The organism is Rossellomorea sp. H136, assembly GCF_056838065.1.
In genome coordinates this window covers 1,731,091-1,746,896 of record NZ_CM166371.1, presented here as the reverse complement: position 1 = coordinate 1,746,896, position 15,806 = coordinate 1,731,091, and the positions used below count along the sequence as shown (strand labels likewise).

The 15,806-nt window shown below is 40.8% G+C and carries 19 protein-coding genes; 6 read left to right on the top strand and 13 right to left on the bottom strand.

Features of this window, described 5'->3' with window-relative positions; translation table 11 throughout:
- Positions 1–11 precede the first annotated feature (11 nt).
- The 4 genes from spoVAD to ACYH0O_RS08810 all read right to left on the bottom strand — a co-directional run bounded on the left by spoVAD (position 12) and on the right by ACYH0O_RS08810 (position 2,595).
- Entirely contained in the window at positions 12–1,028 is a 1,017-nt protein-coding gene (gene spoVAD / locus ACYH0O_RS08825) for a stage V sporulation protein AD (protein WP_482631979.1), read from the bottom strand.
- A complete protein-coding gene (spoVAC, locus tag ACYH0O_RS08820; protein WP_149155218.1) occupies positions 1,028–1,498 on the bottom strand; it encodes a stage V sporulation protein AC in 471 nt (156 codons plus the stop codon). The genes spoVAD and spoVAC overlap by 1 nt, the downstream gene beginning before the upstream one ends.
- Before the next feature lie 12 nt (positions 1,499–1,510).
- Positions 1,511–1,978, bottom strand: a complete 468-nt coding sequence (locus ACYH0O_RS08815) for a sporulation protein (protein WP_482631978.1) — start codon at positions 1,976–1,978, stop codon at positions 1,511–1,513.
- 266 nt (positions 1,979–2,244) lie between these two features.
- On the bottom strand, positions 2,245–2,595 hold the full coding sequence (locus ACYH0O_RS08810; RefSeq protein WP_149155216.1) for a DUF1360 domain-containing protein: 351 nt from the start codon (positions 2,593–2,595) through the stop codon (positions 2,245–2,247).
- 127 nt (positions 2,596–2,722) lie between these two features.
- Between ACYH0O_RS08810 and ACYH0O_RS08805 the strand changes: the two genes are divergently transcribed.
- Positions 2,723–3,208 (top strand): CotY/CotZ family spore coat protein, encoded by a 486-nt coding sequence (locus tag ACYH0O_RS08805; protein ID WP_148968484.1) that lies wholly within the window; start codon positions 2,723–2,725, stop codon positions 3,206–3,208.
- Between the two features lie 46 nt (positions 3,209–3,254).
- Here ACYH0O_RS08805 and ACYH0O_RS08800 read toward each other — a convergent pair whose 3' ends face one another.
- The 5 genes from ACYH0O_RS08800 to mgtE all read right to left on the bottom strand — a co-directional run bounded on the left by ACYH0O_RS08800 (position 3,255) and on the right by mgtE (position 8,939).
- Entirely contained in the window at positions 3,255–3,812 is a 558-nt protein-coding gene (locus tag ACYH0O_RS08800) for a CotO family spore coat protein (RefSeq protein ID WP_482631977.1), read from the bottom strand.
- Between the two features lie 148 nt (positions 3,813–3,960).
- Positions 3,961–4,737, bottom strand: a complete 777-nt coding sequence (gene fabI, locus ACYH0O_RS08795) for an enoyl-ACP reductase FabI (RefSeq protein ID WP_113969974.1) — start codon at positions 4,735–4,737, stop codon at positions 3,961–3,963.
- Between the two features lie 81 nt (positions 4,738–4,818).
- Positions 4,819–5,304, bottom strand: coding sequence for a DinB family protein (locus ACYH0O_RS08790; RefSeq protein ID WP_482631976.1), 486 nt, complete (start codon positions 5,302–5,304; stop codon positions 4,819–4,821).
- Positions 5,305–5,707: 403 nt separating this feature from the next.
- The gene (locus tag ACYH0O_RS08785; RefSeq protein ID WP_149155213.1) at positions 5,708–7,570 is read right to left on the bottom strand and encodes a monovalent cation:proton antiporter family protein; all 1,863 of its coding nucleotides are present in this window, start codon (positions 7,568–7,570) and stop codon (positions 5,708–5,710) included.
- A gap of 25 nt (positions 7,571–7,595) precedes the next feature.
- Positions 7,596–8,939, bottom strand: a complete 1,344-nt coding sequence (mgtE, locus tag ACYH0O_RS08780; protein ID WP_149155390.1) for a magnesium transporter — start codon at positions 8,937–8,939, stop codon at positions 7,596–7,598.
- Positions 8,940–9,225: 286 nt separating this feature from the next.
- On the opposite strand from mgtE, the gene prpE reads away from it, so the two are divergent.
- Positions 9,226–9,963: a bis(5'-nucleosyl)-tetraphosphatase PrpE gene (gene prpE / locus ACYH0O_RS08775; protein WP_482631975.1), complete on the top strand. Its 738-nt coding sequence runs from the start codon at positions 9,226–9,228 to the stop codon at positions 9,961–9,963.
- Between the two features lie 75 nt (positions 9,964–10,038).
- On the opposite strand, the gene ACYH0O_RS08770 is transcribed toward prpE, so the two are convergent.
- The 4 genes from ACYH0O_RS08770 to ACYH0O_RS08755 are packed head-to-tail and all read right to left on the bottom strand — an operon-like array spanning position 10,039 to position 12,827.
- The gene (locus ACYH0O_RS08770; RefSeq protein ID WP_482631974.1) at positions 10,039–10,932 is read right to left on the bottom strand and encodes an RluA family pseudouridine synthase; all 894 of its coding nucleotides are present in this window, start codon (positions 10,930–10,932) and stop codon (positions 10,039–10,041) included.
- 21 nt (positions 10,933–10,953) lie between these two features.
- Positions 10,954–11,751, bottom strand: a complete 798-nt coding sequence (locus ACYH0O_RS08765; protein ID WP_034763479.1) for an NAD kinase — start codon at positions 11,749–11,751, stop codon at positions 10,954–10,956.
- Between the two features lie 18 nt (positions 11,752–11,769).
- Complete coding sequence (gene yjbM, locus ACYH0O_RS08760) at positions 11,770–12,426, bottom strand: GTP diphosphokinase (RefSeq protein WP_149155210.1); 657 nt, start codon at positions 12,424–12,426, stop codon at positions 11,770–11,772.
- Between the two features lie 26 nt (positions 12,427–12,452).
- Positions 12,453–12,827 carry a UPF0738 family protein gene (locus tag ACYH0O_RS08755; RefSeq protein WP_482631973.1) on the bottom strand — a complete coding sequence of 125 codons (375 nt, stop codon included), beginning with the start codon at positions 12,825–12,827 and terminating at the stop codon, positions 12,453–12,455.
- A 128-nt stretch (positions 12,828–12,955) separates the two neighbouring features.
- Here ACYH0O_RS08755 and ACYH0O_RS08750 point away from each other — a divergent pair, with 128 nt between their 5' ends.
- The 4 genes from ACYH0O_RS08750 to ACYH0O_RS08735 all read left to right on the top strand — a co-directional run bounded on the left by ACYH0O_RS08750 (position 12,956) and on the right by ACYH0O_RS08735 (position 15,760).
- Positions 12,956–13,537, top strand: a complete 582-nt coding sequence (locus ACYH0O_RS08750; RefSeq protein ID WP_482631972.1) for a CYTH domain-containing protein — start codon at positions 12,956–12,958, stop codon at positions 13,535–13,537.
- 52 nt (positions 13,538–13,589) lie between these two features.
- On the top strand, positions 13,590–14,231 hold the full coding sequence (locus ACYH0O_RS08745; protein WP_482631971.1) for a lytic transglycosylase domain-containing protein: 642 nt from the start codon (positions 13,590–13,592) through the stop codon (positions 14,229–14,231).
- Between the two features lie 268 nt (positions 14,232–14,499).
- Positions 14,500–14,901, top strand: a complete 402-nt coding sequence (locus tag ACYH0O_RS08740) for a globin domain-containing protein (RefSeq protein WP_149155206.1) — start codon at positions 14,500–14,502, stop codon at positions 14,899–14,901.
- Complete coding sequence (locus ACYH0O_RS08735) at positions 14,894–15,760, top strand: ClpXP adapter SpxH family protein (protein WP_482631970.1); 867 nt, start codon at positions 14,894–14,896, stop codon at positions 15,758–15,760. Before ACYH0O_RS08740 ends, ACYH0O_RS08735 begins: the two co-directional genes overlap by 8 nt.
- Positions 15,761–15,806 lie beyond the last annotated feature (46 nt).

The following is a 15,806-nucleotide window of genomic DNA, read 5'->3' as shown; positions in this document are numbered from 1 at the left end:
CCTCCTTTCTTTTACATATATTCGATTGAAACCGCATGTGCAATACAGGGGATCGTTTCCCCTTGTTGAAATGTAAGGGGAGATAACAGCGCACCCGTCGCCACGACTAAGATTCGTTTATATGTTCCTTTTTTCATTTCATTCAATAGATGTCCATAGAGAACCGTGGCTGAGCACCCTGGACCACTGGCTCCAGATTGGACCGGTTGATCATTTCCATATATGAGCAATCCACAATCATTAAACTGATGATCTGAGAAGTTATACCCCTTTTTTCTCAGCATCTCAATGGCAGTCTGCCTGCCGATTTTAGCCAGATCACCTGTGATGATCAAATCATAGTATGAAGGATCTCTTCCCAGATCTTGAAAATGCCCAGCAATCGTATCCGCTGCAGCCGGTGCCATGGCCCCACCCATATTAAATGGATCATTCAACCCCATATCCATTACCTTTCCAATAGTTGCAGACGTCACTCTCGGCGTCGGGGTCGTAACAGCCCCCCCTTCCCCAATTACAGCATAACCTGCACCTGTTACAGTCCACTGAGCTGTTGGAGGCTTTTGACCGCCATATTCAGTCGGGTAACGGAATTGTTTCTCGGTCGCGGCATTATGGCTGGATGCCCCTGTCACCACATGCTGAGCCCCATGATAATTTACCAAGAATGCAGATAACGCCAAGCCCTCCATCGATGTTGAGCATGCTCCGAATAATCCGAAGTATGGGATTCCATTGGTCCTGGCAGCAAAGCTTGATGGGGTAATTTGATTAATAAGATCCCCCGTTAAGAAAAACTGTACATCGCTTTTTTGAAGAGACTGTTTTTCCAACGCAATCTGAACTGCATCTTCTATGAGAGTTCGATTGGCTTTTTCATATGTGTCCTGTCCCAGCCACAGGTCATCGTAAAACTGATCAAAGTCGGAAGCTAAGTTCCCTTTTTTTTCAAACGGACCTCCAACGACACCGGTAGACAGGATGGCTGGATAAGTAGGAAATACCCATGACCTTGAACCCTTAAGCATTAAATCACCCCCAATTGAATTAAGATTGTCTTGATTAATGCAACGATAAATGCTGAAAACACTCCGAATACAATTACAGAACCTGCCAACTTGAATATATTACCGCCAACTCCTAAAACATACCCTTCCGTTTTATGCTCAATGGCTGCCGCAATGACGGAGTTACCAAATCCTGTTACTGGGACTGCACTACCTGCACCTGCAAACTGACCGATATGATCATACACGCCAAACCCCGTCAGAAGCATTGATATAAATACCATAGTGGCAACAGTTGGATTTCCTGCAGTTTGCTCAGTGAAATTAAAGAAATAAATAAATATATACGTAATTCCCTGACCGACTAAGCAGAAGAATCCTCCCACAAAGAAAGCCTTTAGTACATTTTTAAGAAGTGGCCTCTTTGTTTCATATTGTTTCTCCAACTGTTCGTATTTTTTCTGTTCGGGCGTTTTTGGTGATTTCCCCACAAAACATTCCTCCTACGTCTTTTCCTTTTGAAGCTTCACAATATCCTGGAACTTCTTTTCCGCATCTTTTTTTGAAATCGAACCCCTCTTAAGCTTTTCCTTTAAACGGATGGTTTCAAGAAATATCTTGTAATCACTGGACAATATAAAGTCTTCATCCGGATATTTCTCTTCTAAATAACCATCCATCTTTTTTTCGATCTTCTTCATATGGAATCTTTGCAGGTGCTTCACTTTATATACCACGAGCGTTTCTTCTTTTCCTTGAATGACCGCTACGTCATAAAGCTCTTTCATTTTCGAAATTTCCCTCTTAATGGCATGTCCATAGCTGTCTGTTTCAGGATTGTCCACTAACTCAATTGGGGGCGGATCCGTTTTCTTCATAAGCGCAATCTTGCTGTCGTTTCCATCTTCCTTATTGGCGCAACCTATTAAGACAAGTAGCGTAAGTGGAACGATGATTCGTTTTTTGTTCATAACATATCCCTCTTTTATTTGTACTCATGTTTTATTTTTTTCTTAAAGTGAGATTTTATGAAAAAAAAAAACTGCCCATTTTTGAGCAGCCTATCTTTTCTTCACTTTTGATCCACAACCGCAGCCTTTTTTCTTAACGGGAGAATTTGTTGGTTTCTTGGTATTTGCAGTAGTAATCTTCATAATGATCGCCCTCCTTTTACCATTGCCCTACGACCATTATATGTGCGATAGTGCAAGCTTGTTTCCACTAATTACCTAATGAGCTACTCTCTTATCCAACTTTGGACAGCCGCCTCTAATATGGAAGCGACTCCAGCAACTGCCAATACTGTGATAATCGGGATGAAAAATTGTGGAAAAAAAATATTTCCTGCATATAGGAATACAGTAACCCAAATACCTGTACACCAATAACATGATAATAACTCCCCTATAAACCCTTTTATTCCACCTTTTTTGGGTAAAAGGAAGATTTCTTCCACCCCATCTTCTGACATTTCAGATACTTCATCAAAATAAGGAGTCCTTAAGAATTCCGTTATTTTATCAAATACGATGAGGTGAGTCAGTCTAAACACAGCAATACCCAATATAATAATGTCAAGTAACTCCATATTCCCACTCCTTATATAAACTATATCCCGCCCAATTTAGTCAAAAGGGGCATTTGTCCGTTACCCAATTTCCTCTTCTACAATATGTTATTAGTGTAGTGAAAATTATTTAAGGAGGAAAATTCTTATGGGTTGCGGTAATTACAGAAAAGATGACATTGCAGGTGCAAGAGACCGCGGTTGTGTATGCCTTGCTGTTCGCGCTATTAAAGATGTTCAAGATGCAGCAGATCAAGACTGTTTTGATTGTAAAAATGATTGTTTTCTTGAACCATTAGGATCTTTGGTAAGTCCAGTTGGAAATGCACCAAATACTCGTGTTTTCAAACTTTATAATAAAAAAGGAGACCTATTCAAGGTTCACCCTAAACATTATTGCTGGAAAACACCTTACTTCCGTGTGAAGAATGTATTTGACGACTGCTGTGCCACACTTCAAGTTTTAAAGAAAGTTCATGTTACAGGTGAAGACGTAGAATCAGAAGACGAATTAATGGGGTTAAATAATAACTTCATTTACGAATTGACTGGAGATTGTATCACAGTTGATCTAGATTGCTTCTGCGCTATCCAATGTATCGATGATGTAAGAGTAGAAGGAGTTTGTGACTAATCAGCACAGGAATAAAAAGCCAGTCGGAAATTCCGGCTGGCTTCTTTTATTTCAATCCAATGATTTTGATCGCCTTTATAGAATTTCTATTTAAAGTAATTTCTTCACCTTGAAACGTTTTAATATCAATGGATGCGCCATCTGCACTGGTTAATACACCACGATACACCCCTTCTTCTGTTTGAAACGCACATGGAAATGGGGCTCTCCCCATTATACTTTGCTGCATATATTCAATTTTCCCATTCAGATCCAGGTCTTTAAAAGGAGTAAGTGGTTTAAAGTAACCGTCATGTGAGTGTTCCATGCCTAATTCACCTTGAGTTGGTTCTTCATTATTAGAAGCCTCTTTTATAATGGGCCGAACCTCTTGAGTTTCCCTTTTTACAATCGTATGATACTCAGGCTGCTTTAACCTCCCTAATGGAGCAGCTTCAAACAACTCAGCGCTTTTCCTTTTCATTTCGATTGGCTGGGTGTTTCTTTCTTCTTTTTTTGGTTGGACGATGCTTGACGACCCTCTAAAGACTTCCTGCATGCTGCTTTTCACATCATTCAATCTGGGTTGATGTATATATAATAGTGGCTTTTTCTGTCTATTCAATCGTATCCCTCCTTCCATTCTACATTTATATGTATGCAGGAACCGCCTATGAGTTTCTTGTTAGCTATAGATAAATACTATCTCTACATAACAAAAGAAACCCGGCTACAGTAAAATTTCTGCAACCAGGGTTCCGTATGTCTATATTTTAACCTAATACATGATAACCGGAGTCTACATGCAGGTTCTCACCTGTAATCCCTCGTGAATAATCACTAAATAGGAATACTGCCGTATCACCGACTTCTTCTTGTGTTGTATTGCGGCGGAGCGGAGCACGCTCTTCGATTTCTTTCAGTATGCTGTTGAAGTCACCTACACCTTTAGCAGACAAGGTGCGGATCGGTCCTGCAGAGATCGCGTTCACACGAATGCCGTGCTTTCCAAGATCGCTGGCAAGATATTTCACACTCGCTTCAAGAGATGCTTTTGCTACACCCATTACGTTGTAGTTTTGCATCACTCTCTCACCACCAAGGTATGTCATGGAAACGATACTTCCACCTTCAGTCATAAGATCCTTCGCTACTTTAGCAACAGCTGTCAAGGAGTATGAGCTGATATTGTGAGCCAGAAGGAACCCGTCTCTTGTTGTGTTCATGTAATCACCAGCAAGCTCTTCTTTATTGGCAAATGCGATACAGTGGGCAAGTCCGTGAATCACTCCGACTTCTTCCTTAATCGTTGCAAAGCATTTTTCGATGTCTTCATCACTTGTTACATCACAAGGCAACACTAATGAATCTTCTCCACCTTCCAAAGTCCCGGCAAGATCTCTAACCCCTTTTTCAAAACGCTCGCCTGCATATGTAAAGATTAAACGTGCACCTGATTGATGTAAGGAACGGGCAATTCCCCATGCTATACTGCGTTTATTCGCAACTCCCATAACGACATATGTTTTACCTTTTAATGAAAGAGTCATTGTAATCCTCCTATTTTATACATGTTATTAGTACCTGATACTAATTCTACAGTAATACACCACAAAAGAAAAGAAGAATTCCTACAGGATTCGCCTTTTAACTTCTTCGACTTGAACTAAATGCCTTTGTTCATGTTTACCTAGAAGCTCTAACACCTGCCATATGGGCATATCTCCAAATCGATGATGGTTCATGGATCGACTTTTCAAACCTTCTTGCGTGTATAATTCCAGGAAGCGTGTAGTGAATGACCGGGATTCATCTAAGGCCAGCATTAAATCTTCCTTTTTTTGAAACACAGAAGTTGGTTCGATTGGTGCCTTCAATTTCTTAGATGGATCATCGAACACGGATAAATCAGCTCCATTTTCACATGTTCCTGTTTGATTCTCCGCTGACTCGATTGCCAATGTTAAAAATCTTTTTTCCGCTCCAGCCAGATGGAGAATAATTTGAGCTATGCTCCATTCCTCTGGCGAAGGCTTTTCATTCAGCTTCTCAACAGGTACATCCATGAAGCTAGCTTTCACCCTAGCTCTGATTTCAATTACCTTTGTTTCCCACATGCTTTTAGCCTCCCAATCATTAATCTCTTTTATTAGTTATTAGAGGTAAGTATGAAAACTCCTTTAATAAAAAAAGAGGCTGGGACAAAACTAAAAAACCACGATAAAAAGACGAACAATAGAAGTGTAGGTTCTTCATACCGCTAATGATTTCCGTGCAAGACTACGCTTTCCGCGGGTAGCCCGTGAGCCTCCTCGGCAAGCCTGCGGGGTCTCACGTAAGCTACTTTCCCGCAGGAGTCTTCGTCTTGCACTCCAATCAACCGCTGGAAACAGCTAAAATCAAATGATTCGAAAATAAATAATAACCCGAACAAATCTGCACACTAAGAAGCAGGTTTGTTCGGGTTTGACTTAGGAAAAAAAACTTTTGTCCCAGCCTCTTGATTAGTTTATCTTAAACTTAGCAATACTCGCAGAATTCAAGCTCGCGTTTTAGTTCATCTACATATTCTTTTGATCCGGTGACGATCAAGCGGTCATTCATGTGGAGTTCTGTATCTCCGTGAGGAACAATGGAATCTTTTCCTCTAAAGATCCGAACAAATATAACATCCCCTGTAAACGGAAATTTCCGAAGGGTCATGCCTTCAAACTGACTGTTCAGCATGCGGATCTCATAAAGCGAGGCCTCTTGATTCGTAAGGATATTCAAGACAGACGGTGATTCAATGAGTGCACGTAGTAAAGCTTTCGTTGACAGGAATACGGAATATACTTCAATGTCCTGTTCTCTCAGTGTCTCATGTAAGTCAGGACTCTCAACCCTTACAATGACACGATTTACGCCATATTCTTTAGCGGTAACGGCAAGAGTTGCGTTGATTTCCTCATCACCCGTTGAAATCACAATGATATCAGAATCAAAGATATTGTTCTCTTCGAGTGTGTCTAACTCGTAATTATCAATTTCATTGATGGTAAACAAAGAATCAGCAATATTACGATCAGACTTATCTTGTTTTGTATGATACAAGACTGGTTCATAAAGGGATGAATGAAGTTCCCTTGAAACCGGCATCGTAAGTTGATTAGCTCCCAGGAATGTAATCTTGAGCTTTTTCTCCTTTGCGCTTTCCCTTGGGAAGAGCTTTTTGAAGAATATTGGCGTAATGATACACGTGATCACGGCTACTAATATGAGCGTACCACTCATTTGTGCTGTGATGATTTCCATTCTCTCAGCGATTTTAGCAGCTGCAATGACAAGTGATAACGTTGATGTAAGTAAAAATGCTGACGCAATCGTTGTTTTCGTATCATACCAATACTTTAATAAGTAAACCGGGATGATTTTCGAAACTAGGAACGCAAGCAGAAGTAACGGAATCAACAGAAGCATCTTTTTATCACTTAGTAGTGATCCCAGATCCAATTCAACCCCTACCATCACGAAGAAAATCGGGATTAAGAATCCATAACCAAAGGAATCAAGCTTATGAACCATCTCCTGATTTGGTGCCAATAATGAAACCAGTACACCTGCAAGGAATGCACCTAGAATGTTTTCAGCCCCAACGGTTTCAGATACAGCTACAAGTAGAATGATCAATGTAAAGACAGCTCGTGTGCCGATTTGTACGGTACCTGTCGACAAACTCTTGATGAAGGAATTGTTCTTCAATCTCTTTGCCAGGAAATATAAGAGTACTCCAACACCGAACAGGATGAGGAGAAGCCACATGTTTCCATGACCTTCACCGTATAGTGACACGAATACAGCCAGTAATATCATAGTCACAAGGTCTGCAATAACCGCCACAAGCAGGATGATCTGCCCGATGGCGCTTTTCATGATATGTGCTTCCTTAAGTGTAGGAACCACGACACCAAGTGAAATGGTGGAGATAATAAGGGTCATTAAGAATGCATTATCAATGAGCCCGAATAAGACGAACAGATAAGACAGGCCAAGTGAAACAAAGAATATCCCGATAAATATAATAGTCGCTACCTTCAGACGGTTCGGTTCTTCTTTTCCATTCGGTAACCGTTCTTTTTTCTTCTTTCCTCCTGAAAAAGCAGTGAAATCAATTTCCAGACCACTTAAGAACATGAGGAAAATAAATCCAAGTGTAGACAGTGTTTCCAACCACATGTCCTGGTGAACGATATTAAATCCGCTCTTACCTATTATTAATCCCATAATGATTTCAGCGATGACTACAGGAATAAAATTCAATTTGAATTTATGCAGCAATATGGGAGTTAAAAAAGCTACAAGAATAACAATAACTAATGATGTAACGGACGCATGCTGTTCCATCAATACCTCCCCCTCTCTCTTCTCTCTATATTAAGTAATTCATAAACAATGTCGCTAAGCCAAAATAAATTAAAATACTGATAATATCATTTATCGTCGTAATAAAAGGACCAGAAGCGACTGCTGGATCCACTTTTAGTTTGTGCATAAGTAACGGTACTAATGTACCAGCGAGCGTTGCAACAAATAATGACACCAACACGGAGATCCCAACGAGAACTCCCAGGAAGAATTCACCTTTCCATACATAGACCACGATGCTGACGACTAACCCGCATGTAGTACCAGTTATAAGTCCGGTTCCCGCTTCACGGATGACAAGGGACATCTTGTTTTCCTTTTCCAGGTCACCGGTTGCAATCCCTCTAACGGCAACAGCAAGGGCCTGAGTTCCGGTATTACCTGCCATTCCGGCGATCAATGGGATAAACACGGCAAGAATCGCAACTTTATCTAACGTGTCTTCAAATCTCCCGATAAGGCTCGCGGTGAACATCCCTAGAAACAGTAATGCAATCAGCCATGGAAGACGCTTCTTCGCTGCATTATATGGACTTCGGTCGATGGAATCCAAATCCGCGATACCAGCTAACTTTGAATAGTCATCAGATGCTTCTTCTTCCATAACGTCCATAATGTCATCCACGGTGATGATCCCCAGTAAGTGATGCTGGAAATCAACAACAGGCAAAGCAAGGAAGTCATAATCTTTCATTTGTCTCGCGACTGCCTCCTGATCTTCGCTGACGCCTACAGACATGACACGATCGCTCATGATTTCACCTATCATCACATCATCATGGCTGATGATGAGATCCCTTAAGGAGATAACCCCTACGAGTTTTTTATCATCATCCACTACATAAATGTAGTAAATCGTTTCAGCATTAGGGGCTTCATTTTTCAAGATATACATGGCAGAACGGACGGTCTGATTCTTGGATATGGCGACAAACTCAGTAGTCATGATACTACCGGCTGTATACTCTTCATAATGCAATAATTCTTTTATTTCTTTAGCCGATTCATCATCCATGATCGTCAAATAACTAACTACTTGGTCCTTATCCAGCTCATTTAAGACATCCACCGCGTCATCAGCATACATATTCGATAGCATTTCAGCGGCATAAGTAGGATTCATTTCCGCTAATATACCCTGATAATCCTCTTCATCTATATCCAGACTTTCAAAAAGCTCCGCCATCTCTTCCGGAGACAGATAATGATACAGGCGGCTTCGCAGGGCTTCATCTATTTTCGAAAAAAACTTAGCTTGGTCATAAGAGTGTAAATGGACGAATTCTGAGCGAAATAAATCCAGATCTTCTTCTTGTAGTGCTCTAATGAGAAGTTCTTCATCATACATTTCTTTTTCTTGTTTATCTCTTTCTTTTGATTGATCCTGGGTTATTTCAGACATCATATACACCCTCCTTCTTATCATGAATTGTATATAGTCGTAATAATACTAGCAAATCTTATGACGAATGTCTCTTATGAATTGATAACCACCTTTAATATGGATTTGGTTATGTACGGAAGGGATATTAAAATTATGAATAAACATCCGCTCTATATGAAAGACTGAATCATTAATATGGCATAAAATAACCGAAAAGAAAAGAAAAATGCTACAGGAAAGCAGGGATCCTATGAAAATAGATATAATCGGAGACATTCACGGCTGTTTTAAAGAGTTCAAAGAATTAACAATAAAGTTAGGCTACGATTGGACATCCGGTCTCCCCGTTCATCCACATGGAAGGCTGCTCGGCTTTGTAGGGGATTTAACTGACCGTGGCCATCACTCGCTTCAGACCATTTCAACGGTCTTTAATCTGTTTAAAAAGGGATCTCTTTACTATGTCCCCGGAAACCATTGTAATAAACTCTATCGCTACTTCCTGGGGAATAATGTGAAGATCCTGCACGGGCTGGAAACGACAGTAGCGGAACTGAGTGCCCTTTCCCGGAGTGAACGTGACCGATATCGGGATATGTTTCTCTCTTTGTATGAACAGTCCCCTTTGTATCACGTATTGGATGACGGAAAGCTAATCATTGCCCATGCCGGTATAAAAGAAGAGCTGATCGGAAAGCAGAGTAATCGGGTGAAAACATTCGTTCTCTATGGTGACATCACAGGTGAGAAGAATGAAGACGGAACGCCGGTCAGAAAAGACTGGGCTTCGGATTATAAAGGTGACCCGTGGATCATATATGGCCACACCCCGGTAAGAGAGGCACGGATCGTTAATAAGACTGCAAATATTGATACAGGAGCTGTGTTTGGCGGGAAGTTGACTGCTTTGAGATACCCTGAGATCGAAGTGGTGAGTGTGGGGTCGAGCATGCCTTTTGTGGAGGAGAAGTTTCGGGAGTTTGATTGAAAAATACTCTTCCTAAACTTCTTTCTCCCACAAAAAAGAGATTCTTTTCAGTTCAACCGAAAAGAATCTCTTTTTTTATTGTGTTTCAAGTAAAATCCGCATATCCCGAGGCATCTCAGCCTCCAAATGCACCCATTCTTTTTTAACAGGATGAAAAAAAGACAGATTCTTGCAGTGTAGTGCCTGCCTTCTAATCAACACCACACTGCCTCCATACAAATCATCCCCTGCCAGGGGGTGTCCGATAAATGACATGTGAACCCTGATTTGGTGTGTTCTCCCGGTTTCCAAACTCAACTCAATATGATCGAAATCCTGGAACCGCTTTATCACTCTATAGTGTGTCAGGGCATACCGGCCATCCTGCCGAACTTCTCTTTCAATGATACTATTCGATTTCCGGCCGATAGGCTCTTCGATCGTACCAGCGTCCGAGTCCAACCGACCTTCTGCAAACGCTTCATACGTTCTCTTAATTCCCCGCACCTTCTGCTGAAGACTGAATAAATGATGAACGTGGCGGTGTTTTGCTATTAGAACAAGCCCCGATGTATCCTTATCTAATCGAGTAACGATATGAACCGTCGAACAAATACCTACCCTCTCATAATAACCGGCAATGGCATTGGCGAGACTTCCTGTCGGCTCATTCTTAGTCGGAAGGGATTTCATACCCGATGGCTTATCCGCTACGAGAACATCCCCATCCTCATATATGATTGACAATGGAATCTCTTCAGCAACTAAAGACTCACTCCCTTTTTCTTCAGGGAACTTCATCTCAAGAATATCCCCCTCTATAAGATGATATCTGACATTTTCTTCTTTTCCATTAACGGTTATAGTCCCTCCATCAAACTTCACAGAAGTAAGTGTACGCTTGGAGATCTGCTGATCGATTAAAAACTCTCTCATCAGTTTCCCGTCATAGGAGGAAGGGATGACCCATTTCAATGTATAGAATTTCATCTTACACTTCCCAGCCTTAAGTCATTCATCCGCCACAAAGGAATCATGCACCCTCTTCCAGAAGGGAAATGGACGGAAGCGGGCAAAACGGATTTTCTCATCAGCCACTCGATACTGAATGCTCTTCACATCTTTATGAAGAAGAGAAAGATGGTCGATGGTGACCAGGAAATCAGGTCCATTCACAGGCTTTAGCATACATGTATGATGTGCAGGTAAAATCAAAGGTGATCCGATGGTACGAAATACACGATTATTGATGGAAGCCATTTCAGCGAATTGAATAGCTGGAAGAGACGGGTGAATGATTGCCCCGCCAAGTGCTTTATTGTAAGCCGTACTACCTGATGGAGTCGATAAGCAGAGCCCATCTCCTCTAAATCGTTCAAAATGCTGGCCTCTGATTTCCACGTCCATTACCAGGGTTCCTTCAACGCTTTTGACCGTCGATTCATTTAACGCTAAGTAACGGGTTTCTTTCCCCCCATGCTGATAGCGGATGATTGTTTCTAATAAAGGGTATTCGATGATTTGATAAGGTGTCTTCGCTATGGCGATCACGAGCTTCTCGATCTCTTCCGGCACCCAATCGGCATAAAAGCCGAGATGTCCTGTATGTACACCTACAAATGCTGTCTTATCTAACCGGGATCTGTAGCGATGAAATGCATAAAGCAGCGTCCCATCTCCTCCAACCGATATGACGATATCCGGTTGATCATCATCATAGGTTAAATTAAAATCTTGGAGATAGGTCCTCATTTTGTGCATTAATGTATTGGACTTCGAATCACCTTTTGATGTAATCGCGAACTTCATTCGTGTACCCCCTTTAAGTCACTGTTGATTTGGTTTAGAGCTTTTCCCCCGTTGATCCTTTTCCTTTTTGTTTGTAAATATGACTTGGGCTTCCTGAATTTCTTCACGAATCAAACTCATTTCTTCATCCAGTCTGAATGCTGCTTCAGCAGCACTTTGAATACGAAGACGAACTTGCTCGGGAATCTGTCCACTGTACTTATAATTCAAAGAATGCTCTATCGTAGCCCAAAAATTCATCGAAAGTGTCCGAATTTGGATTTCTACCAGAATGTTTTTTTCTCCGTGAATCGTTTGAACCGGATAGTCAATGACAATATGATAGGAACGGTACCCGCTTTGTTTCTTATGGGTCACGTAATCTCTTTCTTCTATAATAGTAAAGTCATTCCGTCCACGTAGCTTTTCCACTACCACATGAATATCCTCCACGAATTGACACATCATTCTGAGTCCCGCGATATCTTGCATTTCTGTTTCAATATTAGATAGCTTGATCCCTTTTTGATTTGCTTTATCAAGAATACTCGCGATCGGCTTTACTCTTCCAGTCACAAATTCAATGGGAGAATGTGTGTTATGAAGTTCATATTCTCCCCTCATCCCTTTAAGCTTAATCTTCAATTCGTCAACCGCTTGCTTGTAGGGAGCTAAAAATTGTTCCCAGTGATTCATTCTCCTCACCTCTTTACGTCACGTGACTACTTATCAAGAAATACGCTCTCTACCTTTTTTACCATTTCGTCACCGTAGTTGCCATTTCCTTCTATATTGGTCACAAGATAGTCGAGCTCTTCAGTGAATTGATCCAACTCCAAAGAATAATCATCGCTTTTTGCAATGACTGCATTCTTTTCCTGAAGTGCTTTTTTCAATTCATCCCAGATCGATTCTTCAAGGTATAAGTAAACATATTCCTCTTCATTTTCTGCTAAGTATACAAAAGCATAGCGATCGGAGTCCGCAATAATTTGACCAGCTGCCGTTGTTCCTTGCAGGAGCTCTGCTTGGTCGGTATGTAAGAATAATGTACCGTTTTCATATGTTGTGTGTTTAAATTGAACTATTTTCCTCATGCTTTTCTTCATCCTTCCATTAAACAATCAGTATCATTTTAACATAAGACAACCATTTCATCTAAACATTGAAGTTCTCTTTTATTAAAGAGATAATATAAGAAGTATGTAAGGAAAGGATGTCTCTCATGGCACAGGAAATTGAAATAGAATTCAAGAATTTAGTAACACAAGATGAATTTACGCGATTAACCTCACATTTTCATATAAAAGATGAGGATTTCTCATCTCAAGACAATCACTATTTTGATACGCCGGACTATCAATTAAAAGGTAAACAATCAGCCTTAAGAATCCGAGAGAGGAACGGGACTTATACATTAACCTTAAAAACCCCTTTAGAAGAGGATCTACTAGAAACGAACCAAAGGTTAACAAAGGAAGAGTCTGAATCGCTTTTACATCAAGGGGCATTTCCTGAAGGAGAAGTCAAAGATGTTCTGAATTCCCTTCAAACCCCCATTGGGTCCCTTCATTATTTCGGAACGCTGACGACAAGCCGGGCTGAAATCGACTATAAAGACGGGCTCCTGGTCTTCGATAAAAGTTCATATTTACAAAAGGTAGACTATGAGCTGGAATATGAAGTGAAAGAGCGTAAATCAGGTGAAGCAATATTCCTGAACTTACTGGAGGAACTAAACATTCCACTACGGGAAACGGATAATAAAATCAAACGTTTTTACCTGGAAAAATTAAAAAAGGATTGACGATTACCGATATAGTATATGAATAAAGTCTTCCAGAAGAGGAGTTATACTCATGAATGTTCAGCAGTTGAGAACGATGATAGAGTTGCAAGCTCTAAACAGCTTGGGTTCAGTATCTTCTGTTCAGCAAAACACTGGTGTGTCCAGCGATCTATTTCAACAACTATTAAATCAGGCACTTCACACTAACCAGAACCATTTAAATATCAACCAAACATTAGGTGCCGTTAAAGAGGCACTGGAAACCAAAACAGCGTTCTCTGTTTCACCACCTCCTCCTGGACTTTCCGCTTTGAACAAACCGAACCAGAATGCTCCTCAGGAGATTGATGAAATCATCTCCCGCGCGGCCAATCACTATGGTATCCCCATAAAACTGATTCAAGCGGTCATTAATATTGAGTCCAACTTCAACCCTAATGCAGTCAGCCATGCAGGTGCATCCGGGTTAATGCAGCTCATGCCCAGTACTGCAAGGGGGCTAGGCGTAAACAACATCTTTGACCCGGAAGAAAACGTATTCGCCGGTACAAAATACTTAAAGCAAATGCTCGATAAGTATAATGGGGACGTTAAACTGGCTCTGGCAGCCTATAACGCAGGTCCTGGAAATGTTGATAAATACAACGGCATTCCACCGTTTAAAGAAACCACTGCTTATGTGAAAAAAGTGACCGACCACTATTTTGCATGACCCCTCAAACAGGCTGACCACAACTTCCTGGTCAGCCTTTTCTTATGTATTTTCCTATTAAAACTTAAGACAAAACTATAGTCTGATAGCACTACCTCCTCTTAAATCCATCTTCATCATTCCCCCCAAGTTCCTGAAATCAGGATAGACATCAGAAAAAAGGCTACACTAATTTAGGAATAATAGTTGATGTAAGGCGATTTGTTTGAGATATAAATAAATGCTTGCTAGAATAAACATACAATCTAAGTAAAAAGGAGTCATTCTTATGGTCGAGAAACCACACATGCCTTATAATCTTATCGGCGAAAAGAAACTCTCCATGCTCGTTGAAGCTTTTTATAATAAAGTAGCGAATCATCCCGAGTTAGCACCAATATTTCCTGATGATTTAACCGAGACAGCTCGCAAACAAAAACAATTTCTAACTCAATATTTAGGTGGTCCTGCGCTTTATACAGAGGAGCATGGTCACCCCATGCTGCGCGCAAGGCATCTGCCATTTCCCATTACGGAGGATCGGGCAAAGGCTTGGTTAAGCTGTATGCATGAGGCAATGGATGAAGTCAATCTAGAGGGTCCAGTAAGAGATGACTTTTTTCACAGACTCGTATTAACCGCCCATCATATGGTGAATACAGAAACACCAAAGGGTAATACCATTGACTAGAACAAATAGCTGGCATCACCTTAAAGGGTGTGGAAACGATAAGAAACCTCTGGAAATATATATGTTTGTTGACCCTCTTTGCCCGGAATGCTGGGCGCTTGAACCAATCTTAAAGAAATTGCACATTGAATACGGACAATACTTTCGTATTCGTTATATTTTGAGCGGCCAGCTTGCATCTTTAAACATAGCGACCAAACGTAAGCAGGAAGATTTAGCACAACAATGGGATAAAACAGCCAGCCGTTCGGGAATGTCATGTGACGGAAGCTTATGGATAGATAATCCAATTGATTCACCTTATCTTGCTTCATTCGCCATTAAAGCTGCCGAGCTTCAAGGAAAGCATTCGGGTATCCGGTTTCTAAGATTTTTACAGGAAAGATTATTCTTACAGAAACAGGACATTTCCAATATCGAGGTACTCAAGGAGTGTGCTCAAGCCGCCAAGCTCGATTTGAGTGAATTTATGAACGATATCAATTCATCATCTGCGTCCAAAGCATTTCAGTGTGATGTAAAGATCACATCTGAGATGGAAGTAGAAGAAATTCCTACATTGGTCTTCTTTAATGAAAATATTGAAGATGAAGGCTTAAAGATCACGGGATTGTATTCCTACGAGGTATATGTTCATATTATTGAAGAAATGCTTGGGGAGAAGCCTGATAAGCAACCATTGCCTCCACTGGAAGTATTTATGAAATATTATCGTGTAGTGGCATCGAAGGAAATAGCCGTTGTCTATGATTTATCCATTGAAGAAGTAGAAAAGCAAATGAAGAAATGGACACTTCAGCAAAAAGTAAAGAGGCTCCCTGCAAAGCACGGAACTTTCTGGAAATATATAAGCGATTAATTATTTCAATATATTAAAATAAGCCTATAAACAAGAAAAACCGATG